Annotated in this window: 20 protein-coding genes and 1 pseudogene; 11 read left to right on the top strand and 10 right to left on the bottom strand. The window is 70.6% G+C overall.

From position 1 onward, the window contains the following. The first annotated feature begins 52 nt into the window (after nt 1-52). The 3 genes from ACH47Z_RS00560 (at nt 53) to ACH47Z_RS00550 (ending at nt 3,841) form a co-directional block, all read left to right on the top strand. Complete coding sequence (locus ACH47Z_RS00560; RefSeq protein WP_399068961.1) at nt 53-1,345, top strand: polysaccharide lyase family 1 protein; 1,293 nt, start codon at nt 53-55, stop codon at nt 1,343-1,345. Between the two features lie 391 nt (nt 1,346-1,736). Then, entirely contained in the window at nt 1,737-2,846 is a 1,110-nt protein-coding gene (locus ACH47Z_RS00555; RefSeq protein ID WP_399068959.1) for a chondroitinase-B domain-containing protein, read from the top strand. Between the two features lie 197 nt (nt 2,847-3,043). Beyond that, the gene (locus ACH47Z_RS00550) at nt 3,044-3,841 is read left to right on the top strand and encodes an HAD family acid phosphatase (RefSeq protein ID WP_399068957.1); all 798 of its coding nucleotides are present in this window, start codon (nt 3,044-3,046) and stop codon (nt 3,839-3,841) included. Between the two features lie 8 nt (nt 3,842-3,849). On the opposite strand, the pseudogene ACH47Z_RS00545 reads toward ACH47Z_RS00550, so the two are convergent. Then, nucleotides 3,850-4,884, bottom strand: a pseudogene (locus ACH47Z_RS00545) (glycoside hydrolase family 43 protein); the annotation flags it as partial. A 232-nt stretch (nt 4,885-5,116) separates the two neighbouring features. Between ACH47Z_RS00545 and ACH47Z_RS00540 the strand changes: the two are divergent. Beyond that, nucleotides 5,117-6,271: a right-handed parallel beta-helix repeat-containing protein gene (locus ACH47Z_RS00540; protein WP_399068955.1), complete on the top strand. Its 1,155-nt coding sequence runs from the start codon at nt 5,117-5,119 to the stop codon at nt 6,269-6,271. Nucleotides 6,272-6,279: 8 nt separating this feature from the next. Here ACH47Z_RS00540 and ACH47Z_RS00535 read toward each other — a convergent pair whose 3' ends face one another. After that, nucleotides 6,280-7,125: a hypothetical protein gene (locus ACH47Z_RS00535; protein ID WP_399068953.1), complete on the bottom strand. Its 846-nt coding sequence runs from the start codon at nt 7,123-7,125 to the stop codon at nt 6,280-6,282. Beyond that, on the bottom strand, nt 7,122-7,691 hold the full coding sequence (locus tag ACH47Z_RS00530) for a SigE family RNA polymerase sigma factor (protein ID WP_399068951.1): 570 nt from the start codon (nt 7,689-7,691) through the stop codon (nt 7,122-7,124). Before ACH47Z_RS00530 ends, ACH47Z_RS00535 begins: the two co-directional genes overlap by 4 nt. A 259-nt stretch (nt 7,692-7,950) precedes the next feature. Between ACH47Z_RS00530 and ACH47Z_RS00525 the strand changes: the two genes are divergently transcribed. Then, nucleotides 7,951-9,363 carry an NCS2 family permease gene (locus tag ACH47Z_RS00525; RefSeq protein WP_399068949.1) on the top strand — a complete coding sequence of 471 codons (1,413 nt, stop codon included), beginning with the start codon at nt 7,951-7,953 and terminating at the stop codon, nt 9,361-9,363. A gap of 4 nt (nt 9,364-9,367) precedes the next feature. On the opposite strand, the gene ACH47Z_RS00520 is transcribed toward ACH47Z_RS00525, so the two are convergent. From ACH47Z_RS00520 to ACH47Z_RS00495, 6 genes are all read right to left on the bottom strand, one after another. Further along, nucleotides 9,368-10,825 carry a peptidoglycan D,D-transpeptidase FtsI family protein gene (locus ACH47Z_RS00520; protein ID WP_399068946.1) on the bottom strand — a complete coding sequence of 486 codons (1,458 nt, stop codon included), beginning with the start codon at nt 10,823-10,825 and terminating at the stop codon, nt 9,368-9,370. 77 nt (nt 10,826-10,902) lie between these two features. Then, on the bottom strand, nt 10,903-11,562 hold the full coding sequence (locus ACH47Z_RS00515) for a response regulator (RefSeq protein ID WP_399068943.1): 660 nt from the start codon (nt 11,560-11,562) through the stop codon (nt 10,903-10,905). Beyond that, nucleotides 11,559-12,794, bottom strand: coding sequence for a sensor histidine kinase (locus tag ACH47Z_RS00510; protein ID WP_399068939.1), 1,236 nt, complete (start codon nt 12,792-12,794; stop codon nt 11,559-11,561). Before ACH47Z_RS00510 ends, ACH47Z_RS00515 begins: the two co-directional genes overlap by 4 nt. Before the next feature lie 5 nt (nt 12,795-12,799). Then, the gene (locus ACH47Z_RS00505; protein WP_399068937.1) at nt 12,800-13,738 is read right to left on the bottom strand and encodes a hypothetical protein; all 939 of its coding nucleotides are present in this window, start codon (nt 13,736-13,738) and stop codon (nt 12,800-12,802) included. A gap of 78 nt (nt 13,739-13,816) precedes the next feature. Beyond that, nucleotides 13,817-14,287 (bottom strand): GNAT family N-acetyltransferase, encoded by a 471-nt coding sequence (locus tag ACH47Z_RS00500; RefSeq protein WP_399068935.1) that lies wholly within the window; start codon nt 14,285-14,287, stop codon nt 13,817-13,819. 49 nt (nt 14,288-14,336) lie between these two features. Next, nucleotides 14,337-15,110, bottom strand: a complete 774-nt coding sequence (locus ACH47Z_RS00495; protein WP_399068933.1) for an IclR family transcriptional regulator — start codon at nt 15,108-15,110, stop codon at nt 14,337-14,339. Nucleotides 15,111-15,231: 121 nt separating this feature from the next. Here ACH47Z_RS00495 and ACH47Z_RS00490 point away from each other — a divergent pair, with 121 nt between their 5' ends. Then, nucleotides 15,232-16,761 (top strand): aldehyde dehydrogenase (NADP(+)), encoded by a 1,530-nt coding sequence (locus ACH47Z_RS00490; RefSeq protein WP_399068931.1) that lies wholly within the window; start codon nt 15,232-15,234, stop codon nt 16,759-16,761. Between the two features lie 47 nt (nt 16,762-16,808). After that, complete coding sequence (locus ACH47Z_RS00485; RefSeq protein WP_399068929.1) at nt 16,809-17,417, top strand: DUF1349 domain-containing protein; 609 nt, start codon at nt 16,809-16,811, stop codon at nt 17,415-17,417. Here ACH47Z_RS00485 and ACH47Z_RS00480 read toward each other — a convergent pair. Next, nucleotides 17,377-18,765: an MFS transporter gene (locus ACH47Z_RS00480; RefSeq protein ID WP_399068928.1), complete on the bottom strand. Its 1,389-nt coding sequence runs from the start codon at nt 18,763-18,765 to the stop codon at nt 17,377-17,379. The genes ACH47Z_RS00485 and ACH47Z_RS00480 overlap by 41 nt on opposite strands. Before the next feature lie 49 nt (nt 18,766-18,814). Between ACH47Z_RS00480 and ACH47Z_RS00475 the strand changes: the two genes are divergently transcribed. From ACH47Z_RS00475 to ACH47Z_RS00460, 4 genes are all read left to right on the top strand, one after another. Next, nucleotides 18,815-19,813 (top strand): GlxA family transcriptional regulator, encoded by a 999-nt coding sequence (locus ACH47Z_RS00475; protein WP_399068926.1) that lies wholly within the window; start codon nt 18,815-18,817, stop codon nt 19,811-19,813. Then, entirely contained in the window at nt 19,810-20,313 is a 504-nt protein-coding gene (locus tag ACH47Z_RS00470; protein ID WP_399068924.1) for a GNAT family N-acetyltransferase, read from the top strand. Before ACH47Z_RS00475 ends, ACH47Z_RS00470 begins: the two co-directional genes overlap by 4 nt. A gap of 76 nt (nt 20,314-20,389) precedes the next feature. After that, entirely contained in the window at nt 20,390-21,118 is a 729-nt protein-coding gene (locus tag ACH47Z_RS00465; protein WP_399068921.1) for a DsbA family oxidoreductase, read from the top strand. A gap of 95 nt (nt 21,119-21,213) precedes the next feature. Beyond that, nucleotides 21,214-22,266, top strand: a complete 1,053-nt coding sequence (locus ACH47Z_RS00460; RefSeq protein WP_399068919.1) for an aminotransferase class V-fold PLP-dependent enzyme — start codon at nt 21,214-21,216, stop codon at nt 22,264-22,266. Nucleotides 22,267-22,313 lie beyond the last annotated feature (47 nt).

The raw sequence follows: 22,313 nt of genomic DNA, 5'->3' as shown, positions 1-22,313 counted from the left end.
CTTCACAGAGGAGACCCGCACAGTGCGCACACAGAAATGTCATGGACGCGTCATGGCATGGCTCGTGGGCTGCACGGCCCTGGTCCTCGCCGTCACCGGCACCGCCACCGCCTCCGCCCAGCCCGGTCCGCGGACGGGGCTGGACCGGCAGGTGCTGCCGGCGAACGACGGCTGGGCGGCCGACGGCACCGGGACGACCGGCGGGTCCGCCGCCGACTCCGCGCATGTGTACACCGTCAGCACCTGGGACGCGTTCAAGGCGGCCCTCAAGGACGGCGGCACCGCCCCGCGGATCATCAGGGTGAAGGGGACCATCGACACGACACGCGACTGTTCCTCCTTCGCCGTGCCCGGCTACGACTTCGCCACCTACCTCAAGACCTACGACCCGGCGGTGTGGGGCCGTACCAAGAAGCTCGACGGCGAGCCCGCCGACAGCCCCGAGGGCCTGCGCCGCGCCTCCGCGGCCGACCAGGCCGCCTACGTCGAGGCGAACGTCCCCGCCAACACGACGATCGTCGGCATCGGCAAGGACGCCGGGTTCAAGGGCGCCAACCTGGTGATCAAGGGCGTGGACAACGTCATCGTGCGCAACCTGCGCCTCGAGAGCGCCCTCGACTGCTTCCCGCAGTGGGACCCGACCGACACGGCCGTCGGCAACTGGAACTCCGAGTACGACGACGTGACCGTCTACGGCAGCACACACGTGTGGATGGACCACAACACCTTCACCGACGGCGACCACCCCGACAGCTCCCTGCCGTCCTACTACGGCCGGATCTACGAGCAGCACGACGGCGAGATGGACATCGTCAAGGGATCCGACCTCGTCACCGCGTCCTGGAACGTCTTCGAGGACCACGACAAGACGACCCTCATCGGCAACAGCGACGGCGCCGCCACCGCCGCGATCGACCGGGGCCACCTCCGGGTCACCCTGCACCACAACCTGTACCGCAACGTGCTGGAGCGCGCCCCGCGCGTCCGCTTCGGCAAGGTCGACTCCTACGACAACCACTTCGTCGCCGGCGGCAGCGACTACGTCTACAGCTACGGCATCGGCATGGAGTCCCAGATCGTCGCCGAGCACAACGCGTTCACCCTGCCGGACGGGGTGAAGGCGGGCACGATCCTGAAGAAGTGGAAGGAGTCGCCGATCACCGCCGACGACAACTACGTCAACGGTGAGCCGACCGACCTCATCGCCGTGCACAACGCCCAGGTGCCCGGCGAGATCCTCCAGCCGGGCGCCGGCTGGACCCCGACCCTGCGCACGAAGGTGGACCCGGCGCAGGCCGTACCCGGCATCGTCGACCACCAGGCAGGCGCCGGCCACCTGTGCTGAACCGCCGGCCGGGGCGCGCACCCCACCGCCCCGGCCGTCCTCCTCCCGCTTCTCAGAGCCGCACGCACCGCGAAGGAGCATGCCCATGCCCTCGCCCCAACTCCCGCCGGATCCTGTCCGTGGTCCGATCCCGAGAGGCCGGTTCCCTCACGACCTGGCCATGTGGGTACGGCCAGAGGCGACGGGGAGGCCCCGAACCACCACTCTCGTGGAGCGGGGGCCCCGCACTCCCCCAGCTACCGCTGGGGGTGCCCCCAGGCACCGCACCCGGCGTCCCAGATCACACGATCGAGTTGAACCGGCCTTCATGCACGCTTCACGGCGAGCTGTCCTCCCCAACAAACCGCTCACCCATCCGCTCGCTCTGAGCCGGCGAAAGGACCCGCACGTCATGCGTCGTATCAAGAGCACGATCCTCGCCCTCACCGTGGCCGCCGGCGGGCTCGGCCTGCTCGCCGCGCCCGCGCACGCGGCCACGGTGGTGGTCAGCAACTCCACGGACCTGGCGAACGCCGTCAAGAACGCCACCGCAGGCACCGTCATCCAGGTCCGCGGCGGCACCTACCACCCGACGGCCACGCTCCAGTCCACGGCCAACGGCACCTCCTCGTCCCCGGTCACGCTGACGGCGTACGGCTCGGAGACGGTGAAGATAGACGGCTCGTCGCTCCCCTCCGGCTCGTGGATCTTCAAGCTGACGGCCGACTACTGGAACGTCTCGGACATCACGTTCCAGAACGGGCCGAGCCACGCCGTCGTCTGCCAGTCCTGCACCGGGACGTGCTGGAACAACGACAAGACCATCGACAACGGCGACTCCGGCTTCACGCTCACCGGCGACGGCACCGTGAACAACACCGTCAAGAACCTGGACAGTTACGGCAACTACGACGCCGCCACGCACGGGCAGAACGCCGACGGGGTCGCCATCAAGTTCGGCTCGGGCACGGGCAACCTGGTCACCGGGGCCCGGCTCTTCAACAACTCGGACGACGGCATCGACCTGTGGTCCTTCTCCTCGCCGGTGACCATCGAGCACACCTGGTCCTTCGGCAACGGCAAGAACCGCTGGGGCGACAGCGCCTTCGAGGGCAACGGCAACGGCTTCAAACTGGGCGGCAACGGAGTGACGGTCGCCCACGTCGTCAACAACTCGGCCGCCTGGGACAACTCCGGCAACGGCTTCACGGAGAACTCCAACACCGGGTCGATCGTCATCAACCGTACGACGGCCTACGCGAACGCCAAGTGGGGCTACTACTTCGCGACCAGCTCGGCCAAGCTCGGCAAGTACCTGGCCGTTGGCAACGGCAGCGGTCCGGCCGGCAAGGGCTCCAACGTGACGTCGGCCGGCAACAACTGGGACTCGGGCATCGCCACCCCGCCGTTCATCTCCACCGACGCCACCACCGCGTACAACGCCCGCACGTCGGACGGCTCCCTGCCGGACACGACGTTCCTGACGACGGGGAGCACGACGATCGGAGCGACGATGAACTGAGCGACGGGAGTCAGCTCCCGCCGCCCCACTCGGCGCGGAGACCCTGACGTCGCATGGCATGCCCCCGTACGGTGAACCGCACATCGATCAGCGAAAGAGCGTATCGATCGGATAACAGCCCTCGCAGGGTCGGGTGTTATGCGCGTAGACAGTCTCTGACCTGGTACGTCACTCCAATCACCAGATCCGGAGAATTCATGCGGAAGTCCCACAGAGCCGTTGCCCTCGGTGCTGCCTGTGCCCTCGCCGGTGTCGCGCTGTACGGCGCGGGCGCGGCCGGTGCCCGGCAGTCGACGGCGAACTCCACCCACGAGCCCTACAACATCGGGCAGTTGGTGAAGGACATCGACACGTACTACGGCACCGGCCTCGACGGCAACGGTGTCTACCAGGCGTCCCCGGACAGCCCGTACGCCAAGGACCTGGACCGGATCGACGCCGACGCCAAGGCCTACATCGACAAGGCCGCACGCAAGGCGCACCGGCACGGTGAGAAGCCGGCCGTCATGTTCGACATCGACGACACGCTGCTGCTCAGCCTGGACTACGAGAAGCGGTACAACTACACGTTCAGTCCGACCACGTGGAACGACTACGTGAACCGTGCCGACCGGCCGGCCGTCTTCGGCAGCCCCGAGCTGGTCCAGTACGCCGAGTCCAAGGGCGTCGAGGTCTTCTACAACTCCGGTCTCAGCGAAGCCCAGCGCGCCGCCGCCGTCGCCAACCTGAAGAAGGTCGGCGCCGATGTGAACCTCGACGCCGACCACATGTTCCTCAAGGACAAGGCCAACCCGCCGGCCTACCTGAGCGACTGCGCCACCCCGGGCACCTGGACCTGCACGACGGTGCAGTACAAGTCCGGCACCCGCAAGCACATCGAGGACGACCTCGGCTACGAGATCATCGCCAACTTCGGCGACCAGTACTCGGACCTGGACGGCGGTTACGCCGACCGCACGTACAAGATCCCGAACCCGACGTACTTCGTCGGCTGAGCCTAGCCGTACGTCCTGAGCAGCCGCTCGTACTCCGCCCCCGTCACCGGCAGCACCGTGCCGTGGCGGGGGCTCGCCGGCAGCGCGTAGCCCGTGGACTGCGTCCACTTGCCCGAGGCGAGATCGGTGGTCTCGAAGGGCACGTACCCGCGCAGGCCGTACTCGTCGATGAACAGGTACCACTTGTTCTCGGTGTTGGACTTGAAGACGGTCGGCCCCTCACCGCGCTGGATGGCGCCGCTGCCGATGCAGTCCGCGACGAAGTCGTACTTCGTGGCCGTCAGGTCCCGCGACTTCTCGGCGGTGATGAACTTCGAGCACGGCGAGCTGGAGCTCGGATCCCGCTCGTCCTTCGTGAAGCGGTAGTACGTCCCCCTGTCCTTGATCACCGTCGAGTCGATCACCGAGTACCCGGGGTCGTCCCAGACCTTCGGCGCGCTGAAGGTGCGGAAGTCCTTGGTGGTCGCGTACATCATGCGGTTGTACGTCGAGCCGGTGTGGTCGGGGTCGTCGGCCGCGTACAGCTTCGACGCCCAGAAGACGACGTACTCGTGCAGCCGTGAGTCCCAATGGGCCTCCGGCGCCCAGGTGTTGCCCGCGTTGTCCGGTGCGACCTTCACCAGCCGCTGGTCGGTCCAGTGCACCAGGTCGGTGGACTCCCGGATCATCACCGACTTGCTGCCGTGCCGCTGGACGTAGTCCCAGCTGCCGCTGCTGTTCTGATACATCATCAGGTCGGTCGCGATCAGGAAGAACGTGTCGCCCTTCGGGGAGCGGATCACGAACGGATCGCGCAGGCCCTTCTCCCCGATGGTCGACGACAGCACCGGCTTGCCCCCGTTCAACTCTCGCCAGTGCAACGCGTCGTTGCCCTGGCTGAGGGCGAAGTGGATCTGCTCGCCGTCGGCCAGGCCCTCGCCGGTGAAGTAGACGAATAGATAGCCGGCGTACTTGCTCCGCGCGATGTGCGCGGAGCCCGGCTGGGCGGCCAGCAGGGTGAGAACAAGGGCGAACAGGGGAACCAGCAGATTTCTGAGACGCATGTTTCTGAGACGCATGGCCGTCCTGGGGGATCGTGGGGCTTTCTGTTCAGTGTTGTGCGTTCCGCGCTCTGGGAGTGTGGCCAGCGGGGGACAGTGCGTCAATCGGTGCGTGCGTGATGCGGGCGGCCGAAAGTTTCGGTTGTTTTCGCGCGGGCCCGGCAACCTGTTCCGGCCACGGCGACGACTGGAACCCGTCACACCCCCGCCCCATCCCCGAGGAAAGGAACCACCCGTGCGGCAGAGCACCGGACGCCACCGCAGGACACGCACCCTCTCGATCGCCGCCGCGGTGGCGGTCGCCGCGGGCGCCGGCGGCGTCTACCTCGGCCTGACCGACGGCGGAGCCCAGGCCGCCACGGCCACGGTCACCGTCTCCACCACCGCCCAGCTGGAGTCGGCCGTCAAGAACGCCGGCGCCGGCACCGTCATCCAGGTCCACGGCGGCACGTACTACCCCACGGCCACCCTCAAGTCGACCGCCAGCGGCACGAGTTCGCACCGCATCACGCTCAGGGCCTACGGCACCGAGAAGGTGCGGATCGACGGCTCCAAGCTGCCCGCCGGCTCCTGGCTGGCGGGGATCTACGGCAGCTACTGGACCGTGGAGAACCTCACCTTCCAGAAGTCCCCGGCCCAGGGCTTCGTCGCCACCTCGTCGACCGGCGGCATCTTCAGGAACCTCGTCACCGCGAACAACGGCGACTCCGGCTTCACCCTGCGCGGCGACGACACCGTCGACAACCTCGTCCAGAACCTGGACAGTTACGGCAACTACGACGCCGCGACGCACGGCCAGAACGCCGACGGCATCGCCATCAAGTTCGGCTCCGGCACCGGCAACAAGGTCACCGGAGCGCGCCTGTACAACAATTCCGACGACGGCCTCGACCTGTGGCAGTTCTCCTCGCCGGTCACCATCGAGCACTCCTGGTCCTTCGGCAACGGCAGGAACCGCTGGAACGACTCCGCCTTCCAGGGCAACGGCAACGGCTTCAAGCTGGGCGGCGGCGGAGCCTCGACCGCCCACTTCGTGGGCGACGACGCGGCCTGGGACAACACCCTCAACGGCTTCACCGAGAACTCCAACACCGGCGCGATCGTCCTCAACCGCGACACAGCCTTCGGCAATTCGGCGGCCGGGTTCTTCTTCGAGACGGGGAAGGCCCGGCTGGCCCGCAACCTGGCCGTGGGCGACAAGGGCGGCCCGGCCAAGCTGGGTTCACACACCGTGTCGGCCGGCAACAACTGGGACAGCGGGGTGAGCACGCCCGCTTTCAGGTCGACGGACGCGAGTTCCGTGTACGGGGCGCGTGGCGCGGACGGTTCCTTGCCGGCCACGACGTTTCTGACGACAGGGTCCGGCACCATTGGAGCGACCATGAACTGAGTCGCGGTTCAACTGTGTGGCGCGAAGCCGCCCTTCACCGCGTACGGCTTGCCGTCTGCGGTGCCCGTGATGGTGTAGCTGTCGTTCTTCGCGTCCCGGCCGCCGCGATCGTGGTTGTACTGCCCCGCGAACACCCACTGGCCCGCCGGGACCGTACGGCCGTCCTTGAGGGTCCAGGTGTAGACGAGGAAGCCGTCCCGCTCTTCCACGGTCTGTGTGAAGTCCGTCTCCGGCAGGGAGCGCCAGGCGCCCGTCGAGGACACTCCGCCGGTCTGGGCGACCTTCAACTCGACGGTGAGGGAGGTCAGTTGCTTCGAGTTCTTCAGGGTCAGGTTGCTCTGCGCCCAGAAGTCGTTGCTGTGCGGGTCGACCGAGCCGTCCGACCACAGGGGACCGTCCTGCTCGCCGTGGGCCACGGGCGGCTGTACGGAGGATTCCGGCGTGCGGGACGGTGAGGAACTCGGTGCGTGCGTCGAGTGCGTGACGCCCGCGCTGGGTGCCGGGTCGCTGGAGCCGGACGGTGCCGGTGGGCGCGAGGTCGCGGACGGCGACGGGGTCGGGGACACCGCCACCGTCTGTTGCGCGGGAGGCTTGTCCTTCACCGCGGACGCCACCGCGTACCCGCCGACGGCGAGCACTCCGGCCACCGCCGCCGTGGCGCCGACCACCCGGGCCCAGCCGAGGACCAGCGGGCGCGTGGCCCGGTGGCCGGAACGGGAGGAGCCGGAGGAACGGGAAGGCGCGGCCATGCCGCGTTCCACGCGGGCCAGGATGCGCGCGCGGTCGGGTTCGTGGGCCCCGGCCGCCTCGTGCAGCCGGGCGCGCAGCTCGTCGTGCACGTCCTGCTGCCTCATCGGTTCCTTCCTCCGCTCTCGCCGCCCCGGGCCGCCATCGCCGCGTGCATCCGCCGCGGATCGCCCTGGGAGCCGAGCAATCTTTGCAGCTCGGCCATGCCCTTGGACGTCTGGCTCTTAACCGTACCTACCGACACCCCGAGCGCGAGCGCGGTGTCCTTCTCCGAGAGGTCGAACGCGTGCCGCAGCACCACACACGCCCGTTTGCGGAACGGCAGTCTGCGCAGCGCCTCCTGGACGTCCACCACACCGGCCACGTCCGGGTTCTCGGTCTTCTCCTCGCGGTGCGACCAGAACAGCGCGATCCGGCGCCGTTCGCGCACCGCGCTGCGGATCCGGGTGCGGGCCAGGTTGGCGACCACGCCCCGCGCGTACGCCACCGGATGGTCGGCGGCGCGCACCCGGTCCCAGCGGTGCCACAGTGCCAGCAGCGCGTCCGCCGCCAGGTCGTCGGCGGCGTCCGACTCACCGGTCAACAGATAGGCCAGTCGGGAGAGTTCGGCGTAGTGACGTTCGAAGAAGGCATGGAACTCCACGGAGGCGGCGTCGTCGACGACTGTGCCCACGGGTGACCTCTTCTCGGTGCGGCGACTGCACGTGTCTGCTGTGAGTGTCATGCGAATGACATGCGGGGGTCCGGAGGAGACCCGGACGGAGATCCGGAGCGTAGCAGTGATCGTTCTGTGTACGTCGTACGGGGGGTCGGACACCGTATGGTCCACCGAACCGCATTCCGTAACACGGAGAAAACCTGAATCAGGTTGAACGAGGGAACAATCCAGCCAGCATCCGCACACCGCCCATCAGGCAACGAGGAGTTGGACCATGTCCGCACCACGGAACGGCGTCGACCGTTTCTTCAGCATCTCCGCACGTGGTTCCACGTTCGGCCGGGAGATACGCGGCGGTTTCGCCACGTTCTTCACCATGGCCTACATCCTTGTCCTGAATCCGATCATCCTGGGCAGTGCCAAGGACAAGTACCAGCACACCCTCGACACCGGCCAACTCGTCACCGCCACCGCGCTGGTGGCCTGTGTGATGACGATCATCATGGGCGTCGGCGGCAACCTCCCGCTCGCCATCGCCGCCGGCCTCGGCCTGAACGCCGTCGTCGCCTTCCAGCTCGCCCCGCTGATGAGCTGGTCCGACGCGATGGGCCTCGTCGTCCTCGAGGGCCTGATCATCTGCCTCCTGGTCCTCACGGGACTCCGGGAAGCGATCATGAACGCGATCCCGCAGCAGCTGAAGCAGGCCATCGGCGTCGGCATCGGCCTGTTCATCGCCTTCATCGGCTTCGTCGACGCCGGGTTCGTCAGCCGTATCCCGGACGCCGCGAACACCACCGTGCCCGTGCAGCTCGGCGCCGTCGGACGGCTCACCGGCTGGCCCGTGCTCGTCTTCTGTCTCGGCGTGCTGCTCACCATCGGACTGATCGCCCGGAAGGTGAAGGGCGCGATCCTCATCAGCATCGTGACGATGACCGTCGTCGCGATCATCATCAACGCCGTCGCCGACATCAAGAGCTGGGGCCTGACCACGCCCAAGCTCCCGGACAAGATCGTCGCCGCCCCGGACTTCGGACTGATCGGTCACTTCAGTCTGTTCGGCGGCTTCGGCAAGGCCGGCGTGCTCACCGCCGTCCTGCTCGTCTTCACCCTGATCCTGTCGGACTTCTTCGACGCCATGGGCACGATCGTCGGCATCAGCGCCGAGGCCGGGCTGCTGGACGAGAAGGGGCAGGTGCCCGGCATCGGCCGGGTGCTGTTCATCGACGGCGCCGCCGCCGTCGCCGGCGGTCTCGGCTCCGCCTCCTCCAACACCGCCTACATCGAGTCGGCGGCCGGCGTCGGCGAGGGTGCCCGCACCGGCCTCGCCAACCTCGTCACCGGCGGCCTGTTCGGCCTCGCCCTCTTCCTCACCCCGCTGCTCACCATCGTCCCGCTCCAGGCGGCGGCGCCCGCGCTGATCGCGGTGGGCTTCCTGATGATGACCCACGTCAAGCACATCGACTGGGACCGGTACGAGATCGCCGTCCCGGCGTTCCTCACCATCGCCGCGATGCCGTTCACCTACTCCATCACCGACGGGATCGGGGCGGGCTTCCTGTCCTACGTCCTCATCAAGACCGTCCTGGGCAAGGCCAAGGAGGTCAACTGGCTGTTGTGGGGCGTGTCGGCGCTGTTCCTGGTGTACTTCGCCATCGATCCGGTGGAGCAGCTGCTCGGGGTGAAGTAGCGCCTCAGCTCTTCAGCGCCGCCTGCATCATCGCCTTGGCCACCGGTGCCGCCAGCCCGTTACCGCTGACCTCCGACCGCGCCGCGTCCGACTGCTCGACCATCACCGCCACGGCCACCTCCTTGCCGGTGCTGTCGGACTTTCCGAACGACGTGAACCAGGCGTACGGAGTCTTGCTGTTGTTCTCGCCGTGCTGGGCGGTGCCGGTCTTGCCGCCGACGGTGGCGCCGTCGATCAGGGCGTTCGTGCCGGTGCCGTCCTTGACGACCGTCTCCATCGCCGACTGGAGCTGCTCGGCGGTGGAGGAGCTGAGGATCTGCTTGCCACCGGCGTCGGAGTCGTAGTCCTTCAGCACATCGCCACCGCTGTCGGTGATCTGCGACACCATGTGCGGCGAGACCAGCTTGCCGCCGTTGGCTATAGCCGCGGACACCATGGCCATCTGGAGCGGGGTCGCGGTGACGTCGAACTGGCCGATGCCGGACAGCGCGGTCTGCGCCTTGTCCATGCCCGACGGGTACACACTGGCGTAGGCCCGCACCGGCACGTCCTGCGCGTCGTCGTTGAAACCGAACTTGTCGGCCATCGCCTTCACCTTGTCCTGACCGAGGTCGACGGCCATCTTGCCGAAGACGTTGTTGCAGGAGTACCGCAGGGCGGTGCGGATCGAGGCGTTCTTGCAGGGCGCCGACCGGTTCTCGTTCGTCAGCGGACGCACCGTGCCCGGCAGGGTGTACGGGTCGGGGCTGTCGGTCGGCTCGGCCACGTTCTTGTAGAGCCCGTCCTCCAGCGCGGCCGCCGCCACGACCAGCTTGAACGTCGACCCCGGCGGCAGCGGCTGACGCAGCGCGCGGTTGGTCAGCGGCTTGTCCTTGTCGGCGCCCAGCCGCTTCCAGGCCGCACCGGCCGTGTTGACGTCGGTGAGCGACGAGGGGTCGTACGACGGCGTCGACACCACGGCGAGGATCTTTCCGGTCTTCGGGTCGATCGCGACGGCCGCGCCCTTCTTGCCACCGAGGGCCTGGTAGGCGGCCTTCTGCACCGCCGGGTCGATCGTCGTGAGCACGTTGCCCGGGTCGGCGCGCTCGCCGGTGAGCGTGTCCAGGACGGTCTTCAGCTTGGTGTCCGTGCCGTTGAGCAGGTCCTTGTAGACGCCCTCCAGCTGGGTGGGGGCATAGGCCTGCGAGGCGTAGCCCGTCACCGCCGCGTAGAGCTCGCCGTTCGTGTACGTCCGCTTGTACGCGAGGTCGCTCCCCTTGGTCCGAGTGGATCCGGTGATCGCGTTTCCGGCCACGATGATGTTCCCGAGCGGCCGCGAGTACGTCTCGATCGCGCCTCGCCGGTTGTCGTTGTCGTCCGCGAGGGCCTGGCCGTCGTAGAACTGCACCCAGGTCGCCCTGACCAGCAGAGCGAGCACGAGCAGCAGCGCGAAGACGGACGCCCGCCTGATCGTCTTGTTCATCCCGCTCCGAAGACGATCGGGACGGGGCCGATCGTTCCCGTACGCCCCGTTTTCTCATCGCGCGTTCAGGAACCGCCTCACTGCGCGTTCAGGAAACCGGCCTCGTACGCGGCGATCACCGCCTGGGTGCGGTCCCGGGTGCCCGTCTTGGCCAGCACCGCCGCCACGTGCGACTTCACGGTGGCGGGGCCGACGTCCATGCGCCGGGCTGTCTCGGCGTTGGTGAGGCCCGCGGCCATGTGCCGCAGCACCTCGCTCTCGCGCCCCGTGAGCCTGCTCACCCACGCCGGGGGAGCGGGCGCCCGGCGTGCGTGCCCCGCCGCGAGGGCCCGTACGGCCGACGGGAACAGCAGGCTGTCGGTGCGCGCGACCAGCCGTACCGCCTGCACCAGGGTGTCGGCGTCGGACCGCTTCAGCAGAAAGCCGGCGGCACCGGCGCGCAGGGCGTCGTACACATAGGAGTCGTTCTCGAAGGTGGTCACGACCACGATCCGCGGCGGCTCCGCCATGGTGGCGACGATCTGCTCGGTGGCCCGGATGCCGTCGACCTCCGGCATGCGGACGTCCATGAGCACGACGTCGGGCCGCAGTTCCCGGACCGCCGACACGGCCTCGGCGCCGGTCGTCGCCTCGCCGGCCACCTCCAGGCCCGGCTCGGCGGAGAGGATGGCGCGCAGGGCGGTGCGGACCATGCGCTCGTCGTCGGCGAGGACGATCCGGATCGAAGGCTGGGTCATACCGGTCCTTCCAGGGGCAGTCGTACGTGCAGACGCCAGATGTCCTCCGCCGGGCCCGCCTGCGCCGTGCCGCCCAGCAGTCGCACCCGGTCGGCGATGCCCCGCAGACCGTGACCGCCGCCGGGGCGGGGAGCCGGGGCCGCGCCCAGGGGGTTCTCGACGGTGATCTCCAGGTGCCCTGCGGCGGTGCCGATGCGGACGGCGACCGGCGCGCCGGCGTGTTTCAGGGCGTTGCTCAGGCCCTCCTGCACGATCCGGTACGCCTCTCGGGAGACCAGCGGCGGCAGTGCGGCGGGGTCGGTGTCGACGGCGGCCGTCACGGGCTGCCCGGCGGCCCGGGTCCGGCGCAGCAGCCCGGCCAGGTCGGTCGCGAGGGTCGGCGCGGGCGCGGTGCCCGGCGCGTCCCCGTCCCGCAACACGCCCAGCACGGCGTCGAGTTCACCGACCGTGCGCCGGGTGGTCTCCTCGATCGCGGCGAGCGCCTCGCGGACGAACTCGGGGTCGGTGTCGAGGAGCCGGCGGGCCGCACTCGCCTGGAGGGTGACGGCGCTCAGCGCATGGCCGACGGAGTCGTGCAGCTCGCGGGCGAGCCGGTTGCGCACGGCGAGGTCGGCGGCGCGGGCCTCGGCAGCCGCCAGCCGGTCCTGAGGCGTGGGCCCCAGCAGCGCGGGCGCCCAGCGGGCCAGCAGGGCCCCGCAGCCGGCGGCGCACGCGGCGAGCGCGAGCAGCGTGGCCAGGCCCGCGACCGGGGACAGCGCCAACGCCCAGCCGTGGTCGAGGACTTCGGGCAGGGCGAGCGGGGAGTGACGCAGCCCGGCGAACAGGGGCAGGACGATCAGCACCACCGCGAACGGCGGCACGGCCAGCGACATCCCCGCGATGATCCCGCCGAGGCCGAGATGCAGCGTGAACCAGGCCGCCGTGCACACCCGTTCGGCACGGGTGCGGGCCGGGCCGTGGGCGAGAGCCTCCGCGTCGATCCCGCACAGGGACCGCACCGCGGCCGACTCCAGCGGCCGGGTCAGCGGGAACAGCGAGGTGACGGCGGCGATCGGCAACCCGACCGCGAACGAGCCGAGTTGCAGGGGCAGTGAGCCGAAGACGTCGTCCACGCCGGTGAGCGGACCGACGACCAGCGAGCCGAGCAGGACGTACGGCATGGCGAGCGCGCCGCCCAGGATCAGATGGATCCACCGGCGCCGCGCCCGCCCGCCGAAGAGCGGCCTCAACATCTCTGTCACTGCGGGGCTTTGCGGGACCGCTCCGCGAGGAAGCGGGCGATGAGGGTCGCCACGAGCACGCCGGTGATCATCTGCCCAGCGTAGGTGAGGCCGGTCAGCGTCGTCGGCCGTCCACCCGACACCAGCGTGGCCAGCGACATCCAGCCACCCCAGCAGGCCACGGCCCCGGAGCCGGTCCAGGCCAGCGCCAGTGGCACCGCCACCGGCAGCGCACGGCCGCGACGGAAGGCGAGCTGCCAGGCACCGGTGACGGCCGCGACGAGGAAGAGGAGGTACACGCACTGCAGGGACCGGTCGCCGCTGCCGTCCGGGCTCGCCGCACCACAGGCCCGCAGCAGCCGTACCACGCCCGGGAACAGCGCGAGCAGCGCCGCCGTCACGGCCGTCAGCCGCTGCGCCCCCGCCGGGCCCGCGACCGGCAGCTCCCGCACCCGCCCCCGCCACAGGTGCCCCCAGCGCTCGCGGGCGTACCCGGTGAACAGCGCGCCCAGCGCCAGCCCCTGCACGATGAACCCGCTGTACACCACCCCGAAGACCCAGTCGGCCAGGAAGGGTTTGTCGTCGCTGTGGCCGCCTCCGCCGCCGTGCAGGACGAGTTGCAGCGGGAAGCCCACCATGATGGGGGCGAGGAGACCCACGGCGAGCCACATCGGCACCGTCAGCAGCCAGGCCGGCACCCGCCGCCCCCACGGTCGGGTGAGCAGCAGTGCCAGCACCACGACGGCCGCGTCCATCAGGACGGTGAGGCCGTTGGCGGCGATCATGGTCAGCCGGTGCTTCAGCAGCGGGCTGCCGTCCGGGATGCCGAGGTGACTCCCGGCGATCCAGGCGAGCTTGAGGGACAGATAGGGCAGGCAGGCGGCGGTGGCCACGAGGCGGAGCGAGCGGCGCCGGACGGAGACACCGACAGCGGCAGGGGCCGTTGAGATCGTCATGGCTCCACGCTCCCGCGCGGCCGGGGGTGTTCACCTCCTGCGGCCCGACGATCCGTCTCCGCCGTGCGGGGGAGGGGCTCAGGCGTCCAGGACGAGGACGACCTCCTCGATCTCCCGGCCCCGTCCGTTCGCATACCCGCGGGCGCGGGCCGTCTCGCGGAAGCCGCACTTGTCCAGCACCCGCAGCGAGGCGGCGTTGTCGGCCGCCGCCCGCGCGTACAGCGGGCGTTCGGGCACCTCGGCGAGCAGGGCCCGCAGGGCCGCCGTGGCGACACCGCGCCCCCAGTACACGCGGTCGATCCAGTACGTCACCTCGCGCTCGCCCGGCTCCCCGTAGACCGCGGCGCTGCCCACCACCCGCCCGTCGGCGAGCACCGTGCGCGGCACGTCACGGGAGGCGCGGATGCGTTTCCACTGGGCGTCGAAGGCATCCCGGTCGGCCGGATCCGGCGGGCCGAACGCGGCCATGCGGAGCGCCTCCGGGTCCGTCATCTGCCGGAAGAACAGCGGCAGATCACTGTCCTGAACGACACGCAGCGCGATCTCCATGGGCTCGAGCCTACGACGGTACGGCGCCCGGGCTCACGACCGCCCGCGCTCAGAGCCTGCGCGTCGCCAGCGTCAGCCGGTCGCGGGCGTCGAACAGGGCGTCCTTGATCATCTGCTCGTGGGCGGGGGTGAGCCGGGCCACCGGCACCGAGCAGCTGATCGCGTCCCGGGCCGGGGTGCGGTACGGGATCGCCACGCCGAAGCAGCGCAGGCCCAGCGTGTTCTCCTCGCGGTCGACCGCGAAGCCCTGCTCCCGCACCTGGCGCAGCTCATCGATGAGCTTCTCGCGGTCGGTGATCGTGTGCTCGGTGAGGGCCGGGAGGGTCTCCGGGAGCAGCTTGCGGACCTGCTCGTCGGTGTAGGTGGCGAGGATCGCCTTGCCGAGGGAGGTGGAGTGCGCGGGCAGCCGGCGCCCGACCCGGGTGAAGGGGCGCAGATAGTGCTGGGACTGGCGAGTGGCCAGATAGACCACGTTCGTACCGTCGAGCCGCGCCAGGTGGATCGTCTCCGTGGTGTCGTCCGACAGCCGGTCCAGCGTCGGGCGGGCCGCCGCCACCACCTCGTCGCCGTCGATGTACGACGTGCCGACCAGCAGCGCCCGCACCCCGATGCCGTACCGCGTGCCCGTCGCGTCCGTCTCCACCCAGCCCAGCTCCACGAGCGTGCGCAGCAGCATGTACAGGCTGGACTTGGGGTACCCCACGGCCTCCTGCACGGCCGCGAGGGAGTGCATACCGGGCCGGCCGGCGAAGTACTCGAGCAGCTCAACGGTCCGTACCGCGGACTTGACCTGCGCCCCGCCCCCTGTCTCGCCTGCCGACATCGCCCTTGACCCCTTCGTTCGACGGGAAATAGTCTCCAACAGCATATTCATCATCAGAGACGGCGTTCAGTATATCGAACGACCCTGGTGAATGGACCAGATATACGTGGAGGGACCCGCGGTGGCAGCAGCACCAGTCTGGAGTGTCGACCCCCGTACCGGGAAGCAGCGTGAACAGGTTGCGGTGGAGGCCACAGCCCAGGAGGTCGACGCCGTGGTCCGCGCCGCGCACGCGGCGCGCGGCTCCCTGGCCGACCGCGCCGTCCGCTCGGCCTTCCTGCGCACCGCCGCCGAGCAGTTGGAGGCCGCGAAGGACGGGCTCGTCGAGACCGCCGACGCCGAGACCGCCCTCGGCCCGGTCCGGCTGACCGGCGAACTCGCCCGCACCTGCTACCAGCTGCGGGCCTTCGCCGACATCGTCGACGAGGGCGCCTTCCTCGACGTCATCATCAACCACCCCGACGACACCGCGACCCCGCCCGTCCCGGACCTGCGCCGTTACAAGGTCCCGCTCGGTGTCGTCGCCGTCTACTCCGCGTCCAACTTCCCCTTCGCCTTCTCCGTCGCCGGCGGTGACACCGCGAGCGCGCTCGCCGCGGGCTGCCCGGTCGTCGTCAAGGCCCACCCCGACCACCCGGCCCTGTCCGAGCTGGTCGCCAAGGTGCTGCGCCGGGCCGCCGCCGAGCACGGCATCCCCGAGGCCGTCGTCGGCCTCGTGCACGGCTTCGAGGCGGGCGTCGAGCTGATCAGGCACCCGCGGGTCACCGCCGCGGGCTTCACCGGGTCGATCCGGGGCGGGCGCGCGCTGTTCGACGCGGCCGCCGCGCGTCCGGTGCCGATCCCGTTCCACGGCGAACTCGGCTCGCTGAACCCGGTCCTGGTGACCGAGGCGGCCGCCGCCGAGCGGGCGGAGGCGATCGGCTCCGGGCTCGCCGGGTCCATGACGCTCGGCGTCGGCCAGTTCTGTGTGAAGCCCGGCCTGGTGCTCGTGCCGTCCGGCGCGGGCGGCGACCAGGTGGTGAAGTCCCTCGCCGCCGCCGTCAGCGACACCGAGGCGGGGGTCCTGCTCGACCACCGCATGCGCGACAACTTCGTCGCCGGGGTCCAGGAGCGGGCCCGCCTGGCGGACGTCGACTCGCCCGTCACACCGGGCGCGGGCGGCGAGCACACGGTCAGCGCGGGGGTCCTCACGGTGCCGGCGGAGAAGCTGACCGAGGAGGGGGCGTACGACCTGCTGCTCGAGGAGTGCTTCGGGCCGGTCACCGTCGTGGCCCGCTACTCCTCCGAGGAGGAGGCGGCCACGGTCCTGTCCCGGCTGCCGGGCAACCTCACCGCGACCGTTCAGGTGTCCGCCGAGGAGGCCGCCGGGGAGGGCCGGGGACCGGAGCTTCTCGCCGAGCTGACTCCGCTGGCCGGCCGTGTGGTCGTGAACGCGTGGCCCACGGGCGTCGCGGTGGCTCCCGCCCAGCATCACGGCGGGCCGTACCCGGCGACGACCTCCACGTCGACCTCCGTGGGCGGTACGGCCATCGAGCGGTGGCTGCGGCCGGTCGCGTACCAGAACGCGCCCACCGCTCTGCTGCCGGCGGAACTCCGGGACGAGAATCCGCTGGGGCTGCCTCGGCGGTTCAACGGGGTTCTGGAGCGGTGACGACCAAGGCCTAGGTCGGTTTCAAAGGCCCCTGCCAGAATCGGACGATGGACTTGGAACTCCCCGAACTCCCTTTCCCCCTCCGTACGTACGGCCCCGAAGGGCACTGGTCCTACGAGGACGGCGTACTGTCCGGATGGGCCGGGCCCCGGCAGGACCGGTTTGTCACGCCGACCGGTGAGGCCCTCGATCCGGCCTCCGACGCGCCGCGGCTGCTGGGGGCGCCCGAGGGGGACTTCCAGTTGATCGCCCGGGTGACCGTGGGGTTCCGGGCGGCCTTCGACGCCGGCGTGCTGTACGTGCACGTCGGCGAGCGGGCCTGGGCCAAGCTGTGCCTGGAGTACTCCCCGGCCGTGCCCACCGTCTGCACGGTGGTCACCCGGGGACACTCCGACGACGCCAACTCCTTCACGGTGGACGGGAGTTCGGTGTGGCTGCGGGTCAGCCGGACCGGGCGGGCCTTCGCCTTCCACGCCTCCCGGGACGGCGAGAGATGGACCTTCGTCCGGCTGTTCACCCTGGGCGACGAGAAGGAGACCGGTGACGCGCTGGTCGGCTTCATGAGTCAGTCGCCGATGGGGGAGGGGTGTGTGGTGACGTACGACCACCTCGCCTTCAAGCCCGGCTGGCCGGACGACCTCCGAGACGGAAGCTGAGCAGCAGGGTCGGCACGAACAGGGCCGCGCCCAGCACCAGACTCGCCCGCATCCCGGTGGCGGAGCCGCCGTTCACCAGCGCGCCGAACACCGCGATCCCGAGTCCGCCGGCCACCTGCCGCGCCGCGTTGAGCACCCCGGCCGCCAGCCCCGCCCGCTCGGCCGGTACGGCGTCCATCATCACGGCGGTCAGCGGCGGGACGGTCAGCGCGCAGCCGAGGGCCATCGGGATCAGCAGGACGGCCACCACGACGGAGGGCGTGCCCGGGCCGACCGCCAGCAGACCCAGCAGTCCGGCCACGGCCAGCGCCTGACCGATCAGCATCGGCAGGCGCGGGCCGTAGCGGCCGGCCAGCTTGCCGGACAGCACGTTGGTCACCCCGATCAGCCCGGACATCGGCAGGAACAGCAACCCGGCGTACAGCGCCGAACGGCCCTGCACCCGCTGGAAGAAGAGCGAGAAGAGGAACACCACGCCGTAGAAGGCCACGCTGCACGCCGCCCCCGCCGCCACGGCCACCCGCACCGCCCGGTCCCGGAACAGACCGAGCGGCACGACCGGGTGCGGCCGGCGTGACTCGATCCGGAGGAACAGGGCGGCTGCCACCACCGCCACGACACCGGCCGCGATGCCCGTCGTACCGCCCTCGATGACCGCGACGGTGACGGCGGTCAGGGTGATCACGGCCGTCAGCTGGCCGGGCAGGTCCAGGGGTGCGGGCCTGCGCTCGGAGCGCGGTGCGCGCAGCAGCAGGAGCAGGGCGGCCACGCCCAGGGGCAGGTTGATGAAGAAGATGCCCCGCCAGTCCCAGGCGATGGTCAGCGCGCCGCCCGCCACCGGGCCCAGCGCCAACGCGACCGAGCCGCCGGCCCCCCACAGCGCCACCGCCCTGGCGCGCCGCGCCGGGTCGGGGTACGCCTGCCGCACCAGGGACAGCGACGCGGGCAGGACGACGGCGGCCGCCACACCCTGCACCACGCGTGCGCCGATCAGAACGGGAAGCGTCGGTGCCAGACCGCAGGCCGCCGAGGCGAGGGTGAAGACGCCGATGCCGAGGGCGTACGCCCGGCTCGCCCCGGCCCGGTCCGCGAAGGCGCCGGTGGAGAGCATCAGGGAGGCGAAGGCCAGCGTGTAGGCGTCCACCACCCACTGGAGCCCGGACATGCCGCCGCCGAGCGCGGAGCCGATCGAGGGGAGGGCCACGGTGACCACGGACGCGTCGAGGGTGATCAGCGCGAAGCCCAGGACGGCGGCGGTCAGGGCGAGGGCGGGAGCCGGGGTCTTCTGTGGCAACTCGCCTGCTATGGAGGCGAGTTGGGGTTCGGAGCGGGTCTGCTTGGTTGGCATGACTCCATGCTGCTGATCTCGTCCGGCCTACAGTAGTGGCCTGAATGCCATGCACCCGGAGGTTCTGGCCATGCTGCGTGTCGCGGTCGTCGCGTCCCCGCCCGTGTCGATGTTCAACCTCGCCATCCCCGAACTGCTCTTCAACAAGGTCGAGATCGACGGCCGGCCCGGCTACGAGGTGGTGATCTGCGCGCCCGACCCCGGCTCCGTGCCCACCACCGGCACGCTCGGCCTGCACGTTCCGCACGGCCTGGAGGTGATGCGGGCGGCGGACACCGTGATCGTGGCGGGTACCGGCGAGCCCTTCTCGCCCCATCCGCGCGTGCTGGACGCACTGCGCGAGGCCGCCGACGCGGGCGTGCGCATCGCCTCCCTCTGCACCGGCGCCTTCTCGCTCGCCCAGGCCGGGCTGCTCAAGGGCCGCAAGGCCACCACCTACTGGGCGCACGCCGACGAGCTGCGCCGCCGGCACCCCGACATCGAGGTCCAGGGCGACGTCCTCTACGCCCAGGACGGCCAGTTCCTCACCTCCTCCGGCTACGCCGCCGGCATCGACCTGTGCCTGCACGTCATCCGCACCGACTACGGCGCCGCCGTCGCCAACACCGTCGCGCGGCTCGCCCTGGTCGCCCCGGTCCGCCCCGGCGGCCAGACCCAGTTCATCCAGACCCCGCTGCCGCCCGAGCGCGGCACCGTCTGCGCCGACACCCGCGGCTGGGCCATGCGCAACCTGGACAAGCCGCTCACCCTCACCGACCTGGCCCGGCACGCGGGTGTCTCGGTGCGCACCCTCACCCGCCGCTTCCACGCGGAGAGCGGCGTCAGCCCCTTGCAATGGCTCCTCCACCAGCGCATCGAACGGGCCAAGGAACTCCTGGAGACCACCACCCTCCCCATGGACCAGGTCGCCACCGCCTGCGGCCTCGGCACCGCCGACTCCCTCCGCACCCACCTGACCCGCCGCACCGGCCTGACCCCGAGCGCGTACCGGGCCCAGTTCAGCCGCCATGGAACCGGCGCGGGAGCGGTCACGTCCTCGTTGGCATGATCAGTGACCGCGTGAAGGGCAGCCGCGTGATCCGCACCGCCCTGCCCGCCGAGGCCGAGACCATTGCCGCGCTGCACCAGCGGGCCCGCTCGACGTACTACCCCGACGGCCTCCCGGACGACGGCATCGACTGGGTCGCCGCCTGGCGCGGCGCCGTCGAGCGGCCCGACGGGCAGGTGCTGTGCGTGGTGGAAGGGGGCGTGATCACCGGCATGGCCTCCTTCCGGGCCCCGGACAACGGCCCGGCCGACACGGTCAAGCTCTTCCAGTTCCACGTCGACCCTGACCACTGGCGCTCAGGGATCGGTACGTCCCTGCACGCGGCCTGTGTGGAGCAATGGCGGGCCGACGGCAAGCGGGCGGCCGTTCTCGACGTGCACGTGGACAACCGGCGTGCCCAGGCCTTCTACGCCCGCCAGGGCTGGATCCCGGACCCGGAGAACCCGCCCGCCGAGGGTGACCATCACCTGTTCCTGCGCTTCTTCGTGCCCGGGGAATGAACCGGGCTGTTTGAACGTTCACGTACCGGGTGGAGAGGGTCTCCGCCTGCGTACGAGCTGGAGAAGAGCCGAGAGCATGCGTGTCGAGATCTGGACGGATATCGCCTGTCCCTGGTGCTATGTCGGAAAGGCCCGTTTCGACAAGGCGCTCGCTGCCTTCCCGCACCGCGACGAGGTCGAGGTGGTGCACCGGTCCTTCGAGCTGGACCCCGGCCGGGCCAAGGGTGACGTGCAGCCGGTGATCAGCATGCTCACCAAGAAGTACGGCATGAGTGAGGCACAGGCCGAGGCCGGTGAGGACAACCTGGGTGCCCAGGCCGCCGCCGAGGGCCTGGACTACCGCACCCGGGGCCGCGACCACGGCAACACCTTCGACATGCACCGCCTCCTGCACTTCGCCAAGGAGCAGGGCAGGCAGGACGAGCTGATCCAGATCCTGTACCGGGCGAACTTCGCCGAGGAGCGGTCCGTCTTCACCGAGGGCGACGAGCGGATCGTCGAACTGGCCGTCGAGGCCGGGCTGGACGCGGAGGCCGTGCGGGCCGTGCTCGCCGACCCCTCCCGCTACGCCGACGACGTCCGCGCCGACGAGCGCGAGGCCGCGCAGCTCGGCGCGAACGGTGTGCCGTTCTTCGTGCTCGACCGCACGTACGGCGTCTCCGGCGCCCAGCCCGCCGAGGTCTTCACCCAGGCGCTCAGCCAGGCCTGGGGCGAGCGGTCCCCGCTGAAGCTGGTCGAGCAGGGGGATCAAGAGGACGCGGCGGCGTGTGGCCCGGACGGGTGCGCGGTGCCGCAGCAGGGCTGAAGCCGCAGGTCGGCGCGGATGTATAAGGCTTCCTAAGCGAATCCACGTAAACATTCGCAATGGACGGCGGGTTCCCCGGGCCGCAGAGTGGACCCATGGAGACCTTCGAGAGCCTCGTCCGCGCCGAGTTCCACCCGAAGAACACCTATCTGAACACCGCGAGCAGCGGCCTGCTGCCCGCCCGTACCGTCACCGCCCTGCACGAGGCCGTCGCGATCCGGGCCGAGGGCCGTGCCCTGGACCCCCTGTTCGAGGACGTCGAGATCGCCCGCGCCGCGTTCGCCCGGCTCGCCGGAGTGCCGGTGACCCGGGTGGCGGCGGGCGCCTCCGTCGCCTCCCAGACCGGCCTGGTCGCCGCCTCGCTGCCCGCCGGCGCCGAAGTCCTCACCGCCGAGGACGACTTCACCTCCGTGATCAACCCCTTCTACACGCGGGGCGACCTCAAGGTCCGTGCCGTACCGCTGGAGCGGCTCGCCGAGTCCGTGCGGCCCGGCACCGCGCTCGTCGCGGTGAGCGCGGCCCAGTCCGCCGACGGGCGGATCGCCGACCTGCCCGCCCTGCGCGAGGCCGCGCGTACCCACGGCGCCCGTACCTACGTCGACTTCTCCCAGGCGGCCGGCTGGCTCCCCATGGACGCCGACGCCTACGACTTCACCGTCTCCACCACCTTCAAGTGGCTGCTCGGCCCGCACGGCGCCGCGTTCCTCGTCGTACCGGAGGACTTCGGGGAATTGACCCCGCTGCTCGCGGGCTGGGTCGCCGCCGAGAAGCCGTGGGACAGCTGCTACGGCCCGGTGGCCGAACTCGCCCACTCGGCACGGCGGTTCGACGTCAGCCCCGGCCTGTTCACCTACACCGGTGTGCGCCACTCCCTCGCCCTGATCGAGGAGTTGGGCGTGACCGCCGTACAGGCCCATGACCTGGCCCTGGCCGACCGGTTCCGCACCGGCCTCGCCGTCCTCGGCCACGAGGCGCTGCCCGCTCCGGGCTCGGCGATCGTCTCCGTCCCCGGACTGGGCGAGAGGCAGGGCGAGTTGAGCCGCGCCGGTATCGAGGTCTCCAACCGCGCCGGCAACCTGCGTGCCTCCTTCCACCTCTACAACACGCCCGCGGACGTGGACCGGCTGCTGGACGTACTCGCCGGCTGACGACATGACCGGGCCGGGTCCTCCCGTCCCACACAGGAGGCCCCGGC

The organism is Streptomyces sp. NPDC020192, assembly GCF_044388685.1.
GTDB lineage: Bacteria > Actinomycetota > Actinomycetes > Streptomycetales > Streptomycetaceae > Streptomyces.
The sequence above is the reverse complement of the archived record's forward strand: the minus strand, read 5'-3'. Positions and strand labels throughout refer to the sequence as shown.